This is a genomic window from Streptomyces sp. NPDC025618 (assembly GCF_055558795.1).
This window is the reverse complement of sequence record NZ_JBVHLW010000001.1, coordinates 308,114-325,816: the sequence shown is the minus strand read 5'-3', so window position 1 is coordinate 325,816 and position 17,703 is coordinate 308,114. Positions and strand designations below refer to the sequence as shown.

Here is a 17,703-nt window from a genome sequence, read left to right as displayed (position 1 = left end):
CCAGCCACCCCCCCCCCCCCCCCCCTTCCCTCCCCCCCCCCTCCCCCCCCCCCCCCCCCCCCCCCCCCCCCCCCCCCCCCCCCCCCCCCCCGCGGCCTCGATCGCCGGACGGGCTGACATGCCGTACCGCGGCCGGGAAGCGCAACGGACCAGGCCGGGGAGAGGAAGAGTCCATGACCGTGCCGCAGGGGCGTCGCAGTAGTTCGTACAGCCGGCTGCTGCGCCACGGTTTCACCGACACCGCCGCAGCCGAACGCCTCCTCGACACCCCCGCCCTCGCGGCCGTCCGCTCCGACCCCCTGCTCCTCGACGCGCTCGGCGCCACCGCCGATCCCGACCTCGCCCTCCAGGGGCTCGTACGGCTCGTCGAGGCCACCGGCAGCGCCGAGCGGCAGACGCTGCTGGACACCCTCGTCACCGCCAAGCCCCTGCGCGACCGGCTGCTCGGGGTGCTGGGCGCCTCCGAGGCGCTCGGCGACCACCTCGCCCGGCACCCCGGCGACTGGCACGCCCTCCTCACCTATGAACCGGCCGACCTCAACCCCACGACACCGGAGTTCGAGAAGGCCCTCACCGAGGGGGTGCGCGGTGAGCGGGGCGCGGGGCTCGCGCCCGCCGACGCGCTGCGCGCCGCCTACCGGCGCTGCCTGCTGACCATCGCCGCCAGGGACGTCTGCGGCACCGCCGATATCGCCCAGACCGCGGCCGAGCTCGCCGACCTCGCCACGGCCACCCTCCGCGCCGCCCTGGACATCGCGGCCGAGGAGCGCCCCGAGGACGCCGCGGCCTGCCGGCTCGCCGTCATCGGCATGGGCAAGTGCGGTGGCGGCGAGCTCAATTACGTCTCCGACGTCGACGTCATCTTCGTGGGGGAGCCCCGCGGCGGCACCGCCGAGGGCGCCGCCGTGCAGGCCGCGACCCGGCTCGCCTCGCGGATGATGCGCGTCTGCTCGGACGTCACCCCCGAGGGGACGATCTGGCCCGTCGACGCCAACCTCCGCCCCGAGGGGCGCAACGGCCCGCTGGTGCGCACCCTCTCCAGCCACCTCGCCTACTACCAACGCTGGGCCAAGACCTGGGAGTTCCAGGCCCTCCTCAAGGCCCGCCCCGTCGCCGGTGACGCGGCCCTGGGGCAGGAGTACGTGGACGCCGTCTCCCCGCTCGTCTGGCAGGCCGCCGAGCGGGAGAACTTCGTCGCGGACGTCCAGCAGATGCGCGGCCGCGTCATCGCCTCCATCCCCGCAGGCCAGGTCGACCGCGAGCTCAAGCTCGGGCCCGGTGGCCTGCGCGACGTCGAATTCGCCGTCCAGCTCCTGCAGTTGGTGCACGGACGCAGCGACGCGACGCTGCGCGGCGGCGGCACCCTCGACGCCCTGACCGCGCTCGCGGCGGGCGGCTACGTCGGGCGCACCGACGCCGCCGCGCTCGACGCCGCGTACCGCTTCCTGCGCACCCTCGAACACCACATCCAGCTCTACCGGCTGCGCCGCACCCACCTCATGCCCGAGGAGGAGGCCGACCGGCGCCGCCTCGGCCGCTCCCTCGCCCGCGCCTTCCAGTGGCCGCCCGGCACCGAACCGGTCGCCGAGCTCGCCAAGGTCTGGAAGAAGCACGCCCGCGAGGCCCGCCGGCTGCACGAGAAGCTCTTCTACCGCCCGCTGCTCGACGCCGTCGCCCAACTCGAGCCCGGCGAGATCCGGCTGAGCGCCAAGGCCGCCGGCCACCGCCTGGAGGCCCTCGGCTACGCCGACCCCGCCGCCGCCCTGCGCCACCTGGAGGCGCTCGCCTCCGGGGTGAGCCGCAAGGCCGCGATCCAGCGCACCCTGCTGCCCGTGCTCCTCGGCTGGTTCGCGGACTCCGCCGACCCCGACGCCGGGCTGCTGAACTTCCACAAGGTCTCCGACGCCCTCGGCCGCACCCCCTGGTACCTGCGGCTGCTGCGCGACGAGGGCGCCGCCGCCGAGAACCTCGCCCGGGTGCTCTCCGCCGGCCGCCTCGCCCCCGACCTGCTGCTGCGCGCCCCCGAGGCCGTCGCCCTCCTCGGCGACCCCGAAGGGCTGCGCCCGCGCGGCCGGGAGGCCCTGGAGCAGGAGGTGCTGTCCGCGGTGGGCCGCGCGGAGGGCGCCGAGGCGGCGATCGTGGCCGTGCGCGGGGTGCGCCGCCGCGAGCTCTTCCGCACCGCCGCCGCCGACATCATCGGCGCGTACGGACCCGCCGGGAGCGGCAACGGCACCTCCGTGCACGGCCGCGAGCTCGAGATCAAGGACACCCACCTGCGGGTCGACACCGTCGGCACCGCCGTCTCCGACCTCAACGCCGCCGCCGTCGCCGGTGCGCTGCGCGCCGCCGTGCGCGCCGAGTGGGGCGACACCCTCCCCGCCCGCTTCGCGGTCATCGGCATGGGCCGCTTCGGCGGCCACGAGCAGGGCTACGGCTCGGACGCCGACGTGCTCTTCGTCCACGAGCCCCGCGAGGGCGTCGGCGACGAGGAGGCCGCCCGCGCCGCCGCCGCCGTCGCCAGCGAGATGCGCAGGCTCCTGCAACTGCCCACCACCGACCCGCCGCTGCTCGTCGACGCCGACCTGCGGCCCGAGGGCAAGTCCGGGCCCATCGTGCGCAGCCTCGCCTCCTACGCCGCCTACTACCGCCGCTGGTCGCTGGTGTGGGAGAGCCAGGCCCTGCTGCGCGCCAGGCCGGTCGCCGGTGACGCGGGGCTGGGGGAGCGGTTCGTCGAGCTGATCGACCCGCTGCGCTACCCCGTCGAGGGTCTCGGCGAGGACGCCGTACGCGAGATCCGCAGGCTCAAGGCCCGCATGGAGTCCGAGCGGCTGCCGCGCGGCGCCGACCCCACCACCCACACCAAGCTGGGGCGCGGCGGCCTGTCGGACGTGGAGTGGACCGTGCAGCTCCTTCAGATGCGCCACGGCTGGGCCGAGCCCGGACTGCGCACGACCCGCACCCGCGAGGCCCTTCACGCGGCCTGCGCGGCCGGGCTGCTGAGCGCGGAGGAGGCGGCCATACTGGATGACGCGTGGGTGCTCGCGACGAGCGTCCGCAATGCCGTGATGCTCGTACGCGGCCGGGCCGGCGACACCTTCCCCTCGCACAGCCGCGAGCTGGCCGCCGTCGGCCGCTACCTCGGCTACGAGCCGGGCCACGTGGGGGAGATGCTCGACGACTACCGCCGCGTCACGAGACGGGCCCGGGCAGTCGTCGAGGAGCGCTTCTACGGGTCCTGACGTCTTCCCCGGACCCTGGCGCCGGTACTCAGTCCGACGCCGTGGCCACGTGGCGGGCCAGGCGGTACGGGAACGTGCGGTACCAGCCGTAGGACAGCGCGAAGCCGAACGCCAGGCAGAGCAGGCCGCCCACCGCGTCCAGCCAGAAGTGGTTCGCGGTGGACACGATCACCACCAGCGTCGCCACCGGATACAGCGCGCCCAGCACCCGCACCCACACGGGCCGGGCGAGCATCGCGATGGTGACGCCGCACCACGCCGACCACCCGATGTGCATCGACGGCATCGCCGCGTACTGGTTCGACATGTCGGCCAGATTGCCCGACGCCATCGAGCCCCACGTGTGGTGCACCACGACCGTGTCGATGAAGCCGCCGTTGTTCATCAGCCGTGGCGGGGCCAGCGGATAGAGGTAGTAGCCGAGCAACGCGACGCCGGTGGTGGCGAAGAGGACCAGCCGGGCCGCGGCGTAACGCCCGGGGTGCCAGCGGTAGAGCCACACCAGCACTCCGATGGTGAGCACGAAGTGCAGCGTGGCGTAGTAGTAGTTCATCCCCACGATCAGCCACGTCACGGAATTGACCGCGTGGTTGACGGAGTGCTCGACGGCGATGTGCAGGGAGTGCTCGGTGCGCCAGACCCAGTCGGCGTTGCGCAGCGCCGCCGCCCTTTGCTCGGGCACGGCATTGCGCACGAGCGAATACGTCCAGTAGCTCACCGCGATGAGCAGCACCTCGAACCACAGGCGCGGCCGACGCGGTGAACGCGGTTTCCACGAGCCGGGTTTTCGCTGAGTGGCACGTTCCGCCGACGGCCGGTCCGCTCGCTCCTCGGTGGGTGGCGGGGCGGCCGCGCGGCCTTCCAGTTGCCTTACTGTCGCTTCACCCATAGCCAACCAGTCTGCCAGACGGCCGCCTGAGGCAGATCATCCCCAAGACTGGTCTTCGCCGCTTTGCGCCTGATTCGGCGGCACCGTACGAGCGCCCGTACGCGCGTCTGTGCGGGCCTGTTCGGGCAGGGGCGTGTTCGCTCCGCCACGGGCCGTGCCCGGCGCCGAAGCCGTTGAACCCCGGACCACCAACTCCGGCAGGAACACGAATTCGCTGTGCGGCGCGGGCGTACCGCCGACCTCCTCCAGCAGCGCCCCCACCGCCGCCTGCCCCATCGCCTGCACCGGCTGCCGGATCGTGGTCAGCGGCGGGTCGGTGAAGGCGATGAGGGGCGAGTCGTCGAAGCCGACCACCGAGACGTCCCGCGGGACCTCCAGGCCGCGCCGGCGGGCCGCGCGCACCACGCCCAGCGCCATCATGTCGCTCGCGCACACCACGGCCGTGCAGCCGCGGTCCAGGAGCGCCGAGGCGGCCGCCTGACCGCCCTCCAGGCTGAAGAGCGAGTGCTGCACCGACTCCGCCGCCTCGGCCTCCGCCACCCCCAGCTCCTCCCGCATGGCCGCGAGGAAGCCCTCGATCTTCCGCTGCACCGGCACGTAACGCCGCGGCCCCAGCGCCAGCCCGATCCGCCGGTGGCCCAGTGCGGCCAGATGGGTGACGGCGAGCCGGACCGCGGCCCGGTCGTCGGGGGAGACGAAGGGCGCCCGCACCTTGGCCGAAAAACCGTTGATGAGCACGAACGGCACGCCCTGGGCGCGCAACTGCTCGTAGCGCTGCATATCCGCGGAGGTGTCCGCGTGCAACCCGGAGACGAAGATGATCCCGGCGACCCCCCGGTCCACCAGCATCTCGGTCAGCTCGTCCTCCGTCGAGCCGCCCGGCGTCTGCGTGGCCAGCACCGGCGTATACCCCTGCCGGGTCAGCGCCTGCCCTATGACCTGCGCGAACGCCGGGAAGATGGGGTTGTCCAGCTCCGGGGTGATCAGCCCGACCAGGCCCGCGCTGCGCTGCCGCAGCCGGACGGGCCGCTCGTAGCCCAGCACGTCGAGCGCGGCCAGCACGGACTGGCGGGTGGCGGCGGCCACCCCCGGCTTCCCGTTGAGGACGCGGCTGACGGTTGCTTCGCTGACACCCGCCTGCGCTGCGATATCGGCAAGCCGGGCGGTCACAGGACTGGACCTTACCGGTCGCATCTCAGACTGCCCACCAGACGCAGGAATCGGCGGGGATCCGGACCGTGCCGGCCGCGCTGCGCCCCTCCGGGAAGACGATGGACAGCGCCGACGTCGCCAGCACCGGACGCCCCGGCACCGGCAGCTCCACTTCCTCGCCCAGGGTGTTGAGCGTGCACACGAAGCCGGGCCGCGAGAACGCCAGCACCCCCTCGGGCGCGTCCAGCCAGACCATCTTCCCGTCGCCCAGCCCCGGCAGCTCACGGCGGAGCGTCAGCGCCGAGCGGTACAGCTCCAGCGTCGAGCGCGGGTCGCCCGACTGCGCCGCCACCGACAGCTCCCGCCACCGCTCGGGCTGCGGCAGCCAGCTGCCGCCCGGCCCGAAGCCGTACGGAGCCTCCTCGCCCGACCACGGGATCGGCACCCGGCAGCCGTCCCGGGTGCCGTCCTGGCCGTCGCCCCGGAAGAACGCCGGGTCCTGGCGCACCTCGTCCGGCAGGTCCACGACCTCCGGCAGCCCCAGCTCCTCGCCCTGATAGACATACGCCGAGCCCGGCAGCGCCAGCATCAGCAGCGCCGCCGCCCGCGCCCGCCGCAGGCCCGGCTCACCGGCGCCGTAGCGGGTGGCGTGCCGCACCACGTCGTGGTTGGAGAGCACCCAGGTCGTCGGCGCGCCCACCGACAGCGTGGCGGCCAGCGACTCGTCGATCACCGTGCGCATCGCGTCCGCGTCCCACGCGCACGTCAGGAACTGGAAGTTGAACGCCTGGTGCAGCTCGTCCGGCCGCACATACAGCGCCAGCCGCTCCGAGGTCGGCGCCCACGCCTCGGCCACCCCGATCCGCTCGCCCTCGTAGGAGTCCAGCAGGGCCCGCCACGAGCGGTGGATCTCGTGCACCCCGTCCTGGTCGAAGAACGGCAGCACCTGCGCGCCGATCAGCTTCGCCTGCTCCTTGCGGCCGATGTCCGGCAGCCCCGGAGCCTTGACCATGCCGTGCGCCACGTCGATCCGGAAGCCGTCCACGCCCAGGTCCAGCCAGAACCGCAGCACGGACGCGAACTCCTCCCGGACCTCCTGGTTCTCCCAGTTGAGGTCCGGCTGCTCGGGCGCGAAGAGGTGCAGATACCACTCGCCCGGCGTGCCGTCCGGAAGGCGCGTGCGCGTCCAGGCCGGGCCGCCGAAGACGGACTCCCAGTCGTTGGGCGGGAGTTCACCCGCCACGCCCTTGCCCGGCCGGAAGTGATAGCGCTCGCGGGCCGTCCCCCCCGGACGGTCCGCGAGCGCGGCCCGGAACCACGCGTGCTGCTCGGAGGTGTGGTTGGGCACGATGTCGACGATGACCCGCAGGCCCAGCCGGTGCGCCTCCCGCACCAGGTCGTCGGCGTCCGACAGGTCACCGAACAGCGGGTCCACCGCGCGGTAGTCCGCCACGTCGTAACCGCCGTCCGCCTGCGGCGAGGCGAAGAACGGCGTCAGCCACACCGCGTCCACCCCCAGCTCCGCCAGATACGGCAGCCGCTGCCGGACCCCCCGCAGATCGCCGATGCCGTCACCGTCGCTGTCGGCGAACGAGCGCACGTACACCTGATAGATGACGGCGCTGCGCCACCAGCCCTCCGCGTGCGCGGACGAGGAGTCGGCGGCCGGACGGACGGAGGGCGCGAGATCCTGGGTCATGTACTTCCCTAGGTCGAAAAGTGCGGTCACGGAAACAGGCGGTGCGAAGGGCCGTACGGAGTGGTGCGGGCGGTACGAAGGTGTCAACGCGCGTCCGGCGCGTCCGGTGACGCACCCCGGGCCGGGTCAGCCCTTGGTGCCACCGGCGGTCAGCCCGGCGACCAGGTGCCGCTGGGCGAGGAAGAAGACGGCGGCCGCGGGAACGGTGATCAGGACAGCCGCGGCCGTCATCAGACCCCACTCGGCCTTCTGCTGGCCGACGAAGGTCTGGAGCCCGACCGCGAGGGTGTAGTGCTCCTCGCTGCTCATGAACTGGGTGGCGAAGGCGACTTCGCCCCAGGCGGTGATGAAGGAGTAGAAGGCGGTGACGGCCAGGCCGGGCCGGGCGAGCGGCAGGATCAGCCGCCAGAAGGTGCCGAACGGGCTCAGCCCGTCCACCCGGCCCGCCTCGTCGATCTCGGCGGGAATGGTGTCGAAGTACCCCTTGAGCATCCAGGCGCAGAACGGAACGGACACCGAGCAGTAGGTCACGATCAGACCGGTGTAGGAGTCCAGGAGTCCGAGCTCACCCAGAATGTTGTACAGCGGCACGATCAGCACCGCCATCGGGAACATCTGCACGATCAGGAAGGTCCACATCAGCGGCCTGTGGCCAGGGAAGCGCATCCGCGACACGGCGTAGCCGGCCGTCGCCGCGACGAACACCCCGAGCAGGGTGGCGCCCACCGCCACGATCACCGAATTCCCGAACCAGGTCAGGAACTTGGTGTGCCCCAGGATGTGGGAGTAGTTCGAGAAGCCGAAGCCGACGAGCCGCGTCGGCTCCTGCCAGCCGTCGCGGCCGCGCAGCGAGACGAAGACGACGAACAGCACGGGGAAGACCGCGACCAGGCTCGCGAGGACCAGCGCCGTGTGCAGGGCGGCCGAGGCGCCGCGCGACCGCGAGCCGCGGGCCCGTGGGGTGGTGGAGCTCATCGCGTGGTCTCCTCCTGTCGAGAGAGCATCCGGCGGTAGAAGACGGCGAAGACCAGCAGCAGCGAGAGGATGAGGATGCCGTACGTGGCGGAGCCCGCGTAGTCGCGCACCCCCTGGAAGGCCAGGCGGTAGGCGTAGGTCACCAGGATCTCGCTGTCGGAACTCGCGCCCTGCCCGATCAGCAGATAGATCACCTGGAACATGTTGAACGTCCAGATGACACCCAGCAGGATCACGGTCCCGCTCACCGGCCGCAGGCCCGGCAGCGTCACGTGCCGGAACCGCTGCCAGGGCGAGGCCCCGTCCATCTCGGCGGCCTCGTGCAACTCCCTGGGTATCGCCTGGAGCCCGCCCAGGATCGCCACCATCATGAACGGCACGCCCAGCCATACGTTGACCGCGACGGCCGACACCTTCTGCAGCGTCGAGTCCCCGAGCCAGTCGACGGGGTCCAGGCCGAGCTTGGTCAGGAAGGCGTTGAAGACGCCGTACTTCTCGTTGAACATCAGCCGCCACGAGAACGTCGCGACGAACGCCGGCACCGCCCACGGCAGGATCAGCAGCACGCGGTAGAGCGCCCGGAACCGCATCGGCCGGTTGAGCAGCAGGGCCAGCCCGAGACCGATCGTGTAGTGCAGGAACACGCACGACGCGGTCCAGATCACGGTCCAGCCCAGCCGCGAGTAGAAGTGGCCCTCCTGCCCCGAGAGCACCTTCCAGTAGTTGTCGAGACCGACGGACTTGTACGTCGACGCGATGTGGTTGACGCCGATGGTCCGTCCGACGTTGGCCTCGTTGGCGTCGGTGAAGGACAGATAGATCCCGCGCCCCAGCGGATACCCGACGAGCACCGCCAGCACGACGACCACGGGCAGGACCATGGCCCAGGCGTACCAGTGCGTGTCGAAGGACCGCCGGAGCCGCGTGAACAAGGTCGGAGGGCTACCGGTTTCGGAGACTGCTGCGGTCATGGTGGACGGCTTTCTGACGGGGGCGTGACCGGGGGCGGAGGCGGGCTGGACATGCGGGGGGGGGCTTGCCCCCACGCGGCGGAGCCGCGTATCGGATGCGGCCGGGAAGGGGCGGGCAGGGGAACCCCCGCCCCCTACTGCCGCACCGACCAGTCCTTCAGCAGCGCCCCCTGCCACGCCTTGGCCGTCGCGTCCAGCCCCTCCTTCGGCGACTCCTTCAGCGTCAAGATCTTCGTGTAGTGCTGGAGCCAGTCCGTGAAGAGATCCCCGCCCTGCGGAATCTGCGGCCGCGCGTGCGCCTTGCCCAGCGCCTCGTAGAAGGACTTCCGCACCGGATCCGCCAGCACCTCGGCCGTGTAAGCCGACTTCCGCGTAGGCAGCACCCCGATCGCGGACGACACCGAATCCTGCTGGGCGGCCTCGGTCATGAACCGCGTGAAGAGGTAGGACGCGTCGAAGTTCTTCGCCCCCGCGTAGACGACGAGGTTGTGCCCGCCGACCGGCGCACCCGCCGTGCCCGTGGAGCCCGCCGGGATCGGCGCGATCCCCAGGTTGTCCCTCGACTTGTACGCGTCGCCGCCGAAGATCTCCTTCGTCGCCCACGGCCCGTCGATGAGCATCGCCAGCTTGCCGTTCTTGAAGTCCGTCTTGAGCGCGTTGTAGCCGTCCGTGCCCGCCGGCTTCGGCGCCGCGCCGGACTTCACCAGGTCGACGGCGGTCTCGATGCCCTTGACGGACGCGGCGTCGGAGATGGTGATCTTCTTGTCCGCGACGTCGACCATGTCGCTCTTCTCGCCGTAGAGGAAGGGCAGCGAGTAGTAGCTGTCCGGGCTGAGGCCGATGCCCTCGGCGCCCGTCTTGTCCTTGATCTTCAGGGCGGCTTCCTTGACCGCGGCCCAGTCGGCCGGGGGCTTGTCGATGCCGGCCTTCTGGAAGAGCTCCTTGTTGTAGAGCAGCCCGAGCGTGTCCGTGACCTGGGGGACGCCGTACGTCTTGCCCTGGTACGCGGCGTTCTTCAGCGGCCCGTCGAGGAAGTCCTCGGGCTTGTCCAGCGCGGGCGTGCCGGTGAGGTCCTTGAGGTAGCCGAGCTGGGCGAAGCCCGGGGTCCAGCCGACGTCCGAGCGCAGCACGTCCGGCGCGCCCTTGCCCGTGGACGCCGCGGTCTTGAACTTCTGTTGCGCCTGGTCGAAGGGCACATTGACGTAATCGACCTTGATCTTGGGGTACTTCGCCTCGAAGGCCGACACCAGCTTCTTGAAGGCCGGTGCCTCGTTGGTGGCGTCCGAGGTGTCCCACCAGGTGACCGTCCCGCTCACACTGCCCGGGTCGTTCGCCGCCTTGGATCCGTCGCCGCCGTCGCTGCCGCCGTCACCGCCGCACGCGGTCGCGGTCAGGGCCAGCGCGCCGATGACGGCCGCAACCGATATGCCTCTTCGCATATGGATCTCCTCATCAAGGAGGCCGACCAGTCGCGGACGGCCCGAGCTGTGGAGGAAGTTAACAGGCTGCAATCTCTTGCGAAAGGGTTTGCAAGAACGAAACGGCGAGATTTCCGGGTCGTAACCGGACCGTGTCCCAAGGGTTGACCGGCGGCTACCGGCCTCGTACGGTCTCGTGCGCAGCGGTTGTCGCGGTCGTGCGGACCGGGAGTTGCAGCAAGAAGAGCAAGAACCTTCATCGGCCCGCTGGGTGCGGTGCGTTGCCGTACCAGGCTGTTCTGTCCCGGTTCGTCAGGAACCGGCCACCCCCCTCAGGAGGCGCCATGCCCCCCTTCGTCCTGCCCGGAACCGGCCGCAGAGCACTGCTCGCCGTCGCCGCCCTGGTCGCGGGAACCCTCACCTGCGCCCCGCCCGCGCGGGCGGCGGCCCCCGGTGAACGTGACGTCACCGCCGTGCTCTTCGAGTGGAGTTACGCCTCCGTCGCCAAGGAGTGCAAGGACACCCTCGGCCCGGCCGGCTACGGATACGTCCAGGTCTCCCCGCCCCAGGAGCACGTCCAGGGCCCGCAGTGGTGGACCTCCTACCAGCCCGTCGGCTATCGCGTCGCCGGGCGGCTCGGCGACCGCGCCGCGCTGAAGAACATGGTCGACACCTGCCACGCCGCCGGGGTCAAGGTCGTCGCCGACGCCGTCGTCAACCACATGGCGGCCGGTTCCGGCACGGGCACCGGCGGCACCGCGTATACGAAGTACGGCTACCCGGGCACGTACGAGGACCGGGACTTCCACAGCTGCCGCAAGCCCGTCAGCGACTACCGCGACCGCGGCGACGTCCAGAACTGCGAACTGGTGGGCCTCGCCGACCTCGACACCGGCGCGGAGCGCGTACGCGACCGCGTCGCCGCCTACCTCGACGACCTGCTCTCGCTCGGCGTCGACGGCTTCCGCGTCGACGCCGCCAAGCACATCGCGACCGAGGACCTCGCCGCGATCAAGTCCCGGCTGAGCAGACCCGGCGTCTACTGGAAGCAGGAGACCATCTTCGGCGCGGGCGAGGCGGTCCAGCCGGACGAATACCTGCGCAACGGCGACGTCCAGGAATTCCGCTACGCGCGCGACCTCAAGCGCGTCTTCACCGGCGAGCGGCTCGCCTATCTGAAGAACTTCGGCGAGGGCTGGGGATATCTGCCCGGCGGTCAGGCATCCGTCTTCACCGACAACTGGGACACCGAGCGCAACGGCGACACCCTCAGCTACAAGGACGGGGCGAACTACACCCTCGCCAACGTCTTCATGCTCGCCTGGCCCTACGGTTCCCCCGACGTCCACTCCGGCTACGAGTTCACCGACCGCGACGCCGGTCCGCCCAACGGCGGCTCGGTGGCCGCCTGTTGGCAGAACGGCTGGAAGTGCCAGCACAAATGGCCGGAGATCAAGTCCATGGTGGCCTTCCGCAACGCGACGCGGGGTGCGGCGGTCGGCGACTGGTGGGACAACGGATACCAGGCGATCGCGTTCGGGCGCGGCGAAAAGGGCTATGTGGCCGTCAACCACGAGTCGTTCGCGCTGAGCCGCACCTTCACCTCGTCCCTGCCGGGGGGTGACTACTGCGATGTACAGAGCGGCCGCCGGGTGACCGTCGCCCAGGACGGCACCTTCACCGCCACGCTCGCCCCGAACACGGCACTGGCCCTGCACGTCGGCGCCCGCTCCTGCGCCTGATCCCTGCCGGGCCCTTGCCCGGCGCCCGCCTGGTCCCTGCCTGACCCCCGATCGATTCCCGCCCGGTCTCCGACAGATCCCCGCCCGATCGCCCGGCCCCGCCGACAGTGAAGGAGCCCCATGAGACGCCTGGTCACCGCGGCAGCGGCCCTCGGCTTCCTGCTGCCACTCGCAGCCGCCGCCCCCACCCACGCGAACCCCGCCCCCGCCGCACCCGAAGCCGCCGTGCAGTGGATCGACCGCACCACCGTCGCCTGGCCCAGGAACCTCGGCGACCCCGCCCACCCCCACCGGCTCGTCCACGACACCGGCACCTTCGCCCTCACCCCGCAGCCCGGCGGGCTCACCCCGGGCCAGCGCGCGAAGTACCCCCACCTCGCGGCGTACGACGCCTTCCGCATCGCCCCCGGCGACCGGTCACGCGTCCCCGAAGCGCTCAGAGGCCGACTCGTCGCCGCCACGGACGACATCACCACCGGCGTACAGATCCCCGGCGTCCTCGATGACCTCTACGCCGCGTCGGCCGCCAAGGCCCGGCTCGGCCCGGTCTTCCGCCAGGGCCGCCCCACCCTCTCCCTGTGGGCCCCCACCGCGCGAGCCGTCGCCCTCGAACTCGCGGGCCGCACCGTGCCCATGAGGCGCGACGACACCAGCGGCGTGTGGAGCGTCACCGGCCCCCGCGAGTGGACCGGCAAGCCCTATCGGTACGCGGTCACCGTCTGGGCCCCGACCGTGCGGAAGACGGTCACCAACCTCGTCACCGACCCCTACTCCACCGCCCTCACCGCGGACTCCGCGCGCAGCGTGGTCACCGACCTCGCCGACCCCGCCCTCGCCCCGCCGGGCTGGCGGACGCTCCGCAAGCCCCGCGCCGTGCCGCTGCGCGACGCGCGCATCCAGGAGCTGCACATCCGCGACTTCTCCGTCGCGGACCGCACCTCGGCGCACCCGGGGCAGTACCTCGCCTTCACCGACCGGACCTCGGCCGGCATGCGCCACCTGAAGAGCCTCGCCGAGGCGGGCACCTCCTACGTCCACCTGCTGCCCGCCTTCGACTTCGCCACCGTCCCCGAGAGGCGCGCCGACCAGGCCACGCCCCCCTGCGACCTCACCGCCCTGCCCGCCGACTCCGAGCGGCAGCAGGAGTGCGTGGGGCGGACGGCCGCCCGGGACGCGTACAACTGGGGCTACGACCCGCTGCACTACACCGTCCCCGAGGGCAGCTACGCCTCCGACCCGGACGGCCCGCGCCGCACCCTCGAATTCCGGCGGATGGTCCAGGGCCTGGCCGCCTCCGGGCTGCGCACGGTCATGGATGTCGTCTACAATCACACGGCCGCGTCCGGGCAGGACCCGCGCTCCGTGCTCGACCGCGTCGTCCCCGGCTACTACCAGCGGCTGCTGGACGACGGCACCGTCGCCACCTCCACCTGCTGCGCGAACACCGCGCCCGAACACGCCATGATGGGCAAGCTCGTCGTGGACTCCGTCGTCACCTGGGCCAAGGCGTACAAGGTCGACGGCTTCCGCTTCGACCTCATGGGCCACCACCCCAAGGCGAACATCCTGGCCGTGCGCGAGGCCCTCGACGCGCTCACGCCCGCCAAGGACGGTGTCGACGGCAAGGCGGTCGTCCTCTACGGCGAGGGGTGGAACTTCGGCGAGGTCGCGGACGACGCCCGCTTCGTCCAGGCCACCCAGAGGAACATGGCGGGCACCGGCATAGCGACCTTCTCCGACCGCGCCCGCGACGCCGTCCGCGGCGGCGGCCCCTTCGACCAGGACCCGCGCGTCCAGGGCTTCGCCTCCGGTCTCTACACCGACCCCAACGGCGCGACCCCCGGGACCCCCGAGGAACAGCGCGCCCGTCTCCTGCACGCCCAGGACCTCATCAAGGTGGGCCTGTCCGGCAACCTCGCCGCCTACCGCTTCACGGACTCCACCGGCCGGAGCGTCAGCGGCGCGGACGTCGACTACAACGGCGCGCCCGCCGGCTACGCCGCCGCCCCCGGCGACGCCCTCGCCTACGTGGACGCGCACGACAACGAGACCCTCTACGACGCCCTCGCCTTCAAACTCCCGCAGCGCACCACGCCGTCCGACCGGGCCCGCATGCAGGTCCTCGCCATGGCCACCGCCACGCTGTCCCAGGGCCCGGCGCTCTCCCAGGCCGGTACGGACCTCCTGCGCTCCAAGTCGCTGGACCGCAACTCCTTCGACAGCGGTGACTGGTTCAACGCGATCCACTGGGACCGCGCCCACGGCAACGGCTTCGGCCGCGGCCTGCCCCCGGCCGCGGACAACGCGGCCAAGTGGCCCTACGCCCGCCCCCTCCTCGCCGATCCGGCCCTGCGCCCGGGCCGCGCGCCCGTCGAGGCGGCCTCCGCCGCCTACCGCGACCTGCTGCGGATCCGCACGACGGAGCGGGCGTTCAGCCACACCACGGCCGCCGGGGTCCAGGCGGACCTCTCCTTCCCGCTCTCCGGCAAGGACGAGACACCGGGCGTGATCACGATGCGGCTCGGCAACCTGCTCGTCGTCCTGAACGCCACCCCGGGCCGCCTCACCCAGCGCGTCCCCACCCTCGCCGGAACGCCGTACGCCCTCCACCCGCTCCAGGCCCAAGGGTCGGACCCGGTGGTCAAGTCGGCGTCGTACGACGGCACATCGGGCACCTTCACGGTGCCGGGGCGCACGGTGGCGGTGTTCCGGCGCGCGGGCTGATCGGCGCATGAGTCAGGAGCAGGGTAGTCGTCGGCGGATGCGCTGTGGGCAACTGCCGTTAATTGTCCGGTGTATCCCTGGAGTTGACCGATGAAGTCATGAGGATGAACAGCCTCCTCTTCGGCGGCTCGCCTTGGTTCCATCCTACTTAGGGGTAATAAAAGCCGGTGATTCAGATGCGGTGGGCGACTGCCGCCTTGGTATGCGAGGTTCGGCGGCGTTCGCGATCGAGTGATCTGCGGCCGTTCGGGGCGTCGGCGCATCAATCGAAAGAGTTCTAGACCACTGCCCGTTGACGCCGCCGAAGGGCTTTTCTGTGCGCGCAGTGGAGGGCTCGTGACGCGGGGTAGGCTCTTGCCCAGCTTTCTTCCGAACCTGTGCCGGTTGCTTCCGCGCGGGTCGACCGACCCGGTTCCCCGGAAGGAAGTGAGGTTCAGATGGCTGACTCCGAACGGTCGCAGGACCGGGATGACGATGTCTCCGGCCTGTCGGGCGCAGACGCTCGGAGCCGGAGCGCCGAAGTCCCCTGCTGCCACTGCCACGAGGAGCGGAACCGAGGTGTCGCGTCGTTGTGGAGGCGGAACCGGCTGATCGTCGAAGCGCTGCTTTGGATCATCCGGTTCGTCGTCGACACAGATGGCACCGGCGGGTGAAGGACTGATCCCTCACCCGCCGGCTGATACCCAGCCGGCCGGTGGACCCGTGCTCTGGCTCGCAACCGACGCGGGTCCATCGCGTTGTGCTGGGTACGTATTCGCTTGAGTGCCCCGAATGCGCGTGGCTCAACATGCCCGCACAAGGATGAACTCCGATGCCGACGCTCTCGCCGACCCCCTGACCCTCCCGCTCGTATGCGTCGAACGGAACCAGGATTAGTCCTTTACGGTACCAGGAAAAAAGTCCTGACCAGGGCGAGGAATACACCCGTGCGAGTGCTTGCTGTGGCGGCGAACTGACCCTAAGCGGTAGCTTGGGCAGCCGACTTGACGCCGGAGCCGGGGGGCGATGTCAGTGGCGCGTGGTAGTGCGGACTTCGACGGTGACGCCCTGCGCGTGCTGCGCGCCACCCGGTCCGTCGACGGGCGCCTGCTCAGCGCCGCCGCGCTCGCCGCCCGCGTGGGCACCTCCAAGGCCCGGATACTCTCCTACGAGCACGGCCGCTCGGTCCCGGAGCCCGCCAGGATCGCCCAACTCGCCCATGTCTTCGATGTTTCCCCCGGCCGGTTGTCGGCCTCCGACGCCCGGCACCTGTCCCTGCGGGATCTGCGCGTCCACGCCGGGCTGACCGCCGCGGAGATCGCGAAGAGCCTGGACGTGAGCCGCACGACGTACCGTGACATCGAAAGACTCGCCCGATTACCCGTGCGCGACGACGGCACCCTGCGGCGGCTGCTCGCCGCCCGCCTCGGTGTCCCGCGCGCCGACATCGACCACGCGCTGCACCACCACCCGCTGGCCATCGCCCGACGCGCCCAGATCACCGACCACTTGGCGGAGGTCTTCACATGCGCGCAGGAGCGGGACGCGCCCGCCGCCGTCGCTCCCGACAACCCCCGGATAGTGGCCATAGGGTCACTCGTCCAGCGGGCCCCCACCGTCGTCTGCCGACTGGTCAACCATGAACTGGGCCGCTACCGCTGGCTGCTGAGGGACGCGGCCATGGCCGGGCTCGACGCCGCCTACGCCCAGAGCGAGCGCGCGGCCGAGCAGGCGGGCGCCCGGCAGCGGAGGATCACCGAAATGCTGGAGACGGCCCCCGTGCGCTCCGCCGACAGGCTCAGCGACTTCCTGTCGGTGGCCATGAGCGCGAAGCAGTGGCGCACGATGGTCTCCCTGTCGGACGCGGGCGCGGAAGGCATCGCCCTGCGCCGGGTCTCCGAGGAGGACGAGGTCTGGGACGCCCTGCTCGACCGGTTCTTCGTGAACCTTGTCGTGCGTGCCGACGGCAGCGCCTTCGCGCTCAGCCGGCGTGGCCAGGGCGTGATGCGCGCCCAGTTCCGGATGTACGCCTGCCTCTACCCCAGGGTCGCGACGCCCCTGCGGTTCCGCTCGATGTCGGTGGCGGACCGCTCCGGCAGGAGGCGGGGACGCCGGTCGGCCGGCAAGTGACGCCGCTCAGACCGGCAGCGGGGCCAGTGCGGAGAGGCGGGTGAGGAGGTCCGTGAAGGGGCCGAGGTCCGACTCGTCGGCGAGCATGCGGCGGAGGACCTCCGCCATGTCCTCGTCGTAGGCCGCGCTCACCGCCGTGAGCGCCACGAAGTCGTGGACGAGCTGGCGTTCCAGCTCGGCGCGGGGGATGCGGGGGTCCTCCAGCCAGAGCAGGGCCGTCGTCTCCGTCAGGGAGATCCAGGAGCGGACGGCCAGCTCCAGCCGCGGGGGCGGCGACTGCACGCCGAGGTGGCGCAGCACCTCGGCGTACGCCGCCTGCCGCACTCCGTCGATCACCGCGCACGCCCGGCTGCTCCCGGCCGCCGGGCCGCCGCGCATCAGGGCGGAGAAGCCCGTGCCATGCTCCTCGACGAAGTCGAAGAACCGGTTCATCACCCGCGCGAGCCGCTCGCCCAGCGGGCCCTCGCGCGGCTCGTCGAAGAGCGCCGCGAGCTCGTCCGCCGCCCGGCGCAGCGCCGCCTCGTACAGGCTCTGCTTGCCGGGGAAGTAGTGATAGACGAGCGGCCGGGATATCCCGGCCGCCGCTGCGATCTCGTCGATGGAGACATCGTCCGGGCGGCGATGGCCGAACAGCTCGAGAGCGACCGCGATCAGTTGCTCGCGTCGCTGCTCGACCGCCATCCTGCGCCGTATCCGGTTCGTCATGGCGGTCATACTAATAGCAGCCCGCGGGGGCGGATCACGCCCAGGAGGCAGGCGGGCAGGGGGCGTTCGTCACGTCACCC

Annotated in this window: 12 protein-coding genes; 5 read left to right on the top strand and 7 right to left on the bottom strand. The window is 71.7% G+C overall.

The window, feature by feature from the left end; translation table 11 throughout:
• The first annotated feature begins 173 nt into the window (after positions 1-173).
• Positions 174-3,239: a bifunctional [glutamine synthetase] adenylyltransferase/[glutamine synthetase]-adenylyl-L-tyrosine phosphorylase gene (locus ACZ4A5_RS01435; RefSeq protein ID WP_467576932.1), complete on the top strand. Its 3,066-nt coding sequence runs from the start codon at positions 174-176 to the stop codon at positions 3,237-3,239.
• 28 nt (positions 3,240-3,267) lie between these two features.
• Here the strand turns inward: ACZ4A5_RS01435 and ACZ4A5_RS01430 are convergent, their stop codons facing one another.
• The 6 genes from ACZ4A5_RS01430 to ACZ4A5_RS01405 all read right to left on the bottom strand — a co-directional run bounded on the left by ACZ4A5_RS01430 (position 3,268) and on the right by ACZ4A5_RS01405 (position 10,364).
• Complete coding sequence (locus ACZ4A5_RS01430) at positions 3,268-4,128, bottom strand: phosphatase PAP2 family protein (RefSeq protein ID WP_467576929.1); 861 nt, start codon at positions 4,126-4,128, stop codon at positions 3,268-3,270.
• Positions 4,129-4,164: 36 nt separating this feature from the next.
• Positions 4,165-5,298, bottom strand: coding sequence for a LacI family DNA-binding transcriptional regulator (locus tag ACZ4A5_RS01425; RefSeq protein WP_467576926.1), 1,134 nt, complete (start codon positions 5,296-5,298; stop codon positions 4,165-4,167).
• Positions 5,299-5,323: 25 nt separating this feature from the next.
• The gene (locus ACZ4A5_RS01420) at positions 5,324-6,979 is read right to left on the bottom strand and encodes a glycoside hydrolase family 13 protein (protein ID WP_467576923.1); all 1,656 of its coding nucleotides are present in this window, start codon (positions 6,977-6,979) and stop codon (positions 5,324-5,326) included.
• A gap of 126 nt (positions 6,980-7,105) precedes the next feature.
• On the bottom strand, positions 7,106-7,954 hold the full coding sequence (locus ACZ4A5_RS01415) for a sugar ABC transporter permease (protein WP_467576920.1): 849 nt from the start codon (positions 7,952-7,954) through the stop codon (positions 7,106-7,108).
• Positions 7,951-8,925, bottom strand: coding sequence for a carbohydrate ABC transporter permease (locus ACZ4A5_RS01410; protein WP_467576917.1), 975 nt, complete (start codon positions 8,923-8,925; stop codon positions 7,951-7,953). The genes ACZ4A5_RS01415 and ACZ4A5_RS01410 overlap by 4 nt, the downstream gene beginning before the upstream one ends.
• Positions 8,926-9,059: 134 nt before the next feature.
• Positions 9,060-10,364, bottom strand: coding sequence for an extracellular solute-binding protein (locus tag ACZ4A5_RS01405; protein WP_467576915.1), 1,305 nt, complete (start codon positions 10,362-10,364; stop codon positions 9,060-9,062).
• 323 nt (positions 10,365-10,687) lie between these two features.
• Here ACZ4A5_RS01405 and ACZ4A5_RS01400 point away from each other — a divergent pair, with 323 nt between their 5' ends.
• The 4 genes from ACZ4A5_RS01400 (at position 10,688) to ACZ4A5_RS01385 (ending at position 16,918) form a co-directional block, all read left to right on the top strand.
• Complete coding sequence (locus tag ACZ4A5_RS01400) at positions 10,688-12,085, top strand: alpha-amylase (RefSeq protein WP_467576912.1); 1,398 nt, start codon at positions 10,688-10,690, stop codon at positions 12,083-12,085.
• Positions 12,086-12,214: 129 nt separating this feature from the next.
• On the top strand, positions 12,215-14,809 hold the full coding sequence (gene pulA / locus ACZ4A5_RS01395; RefSeq protein WP_467577251.1) for a pullulanase-type alpha-1,6-glucosidase: 2,595 nt from the start codon (positions 12,215-12,217) through the stop codon (positions 14,807-14,809).
• Positions 14,810-15,246: 437 nt separating this feature from the next.
• A complete protein-coding gene (locus ACZ4A5_RS01390; protein ID WP_467576909.1) occupies positions 15,247-15,462 on the top strand; it encodes a hypothetical protein in 216 nt (71 codons plus the stop codon).
• Between the two features lie 352 nt (positions 15,463-15,814).
• On the top strand, positions 15,815-16,918 hold the full coding sequence (locus tag ACZ4A5_RS01385; protein WP_467576906.1) for a helix-turn-helix domain-containing protein: 1,104 nt from the start codon (positions 15,815-15,817) through the stop codon (positions 16,916-16,918).
• Positions 16,919-16,924: 6 nt separating this feature from the next.
• Here ACZ4A5_RS01385 and ACZ4A5_RS01380 read toward each other — a convergent pair whose 3' ends face one another.
• Complete coding sequence (locus tag ACZ4A5_RS01380; protein ID WP_467576903.1) at positions 16,925-17,623, bottom strand: TetR/AcrR family transcriptional regulator; 699 nt, start codon at positions 17,621-17,623, stop codon at positions 16,925-16,927.
• Between the last annotated feature and the right edge of the window lie 80 nt (positions 17,624-17,703).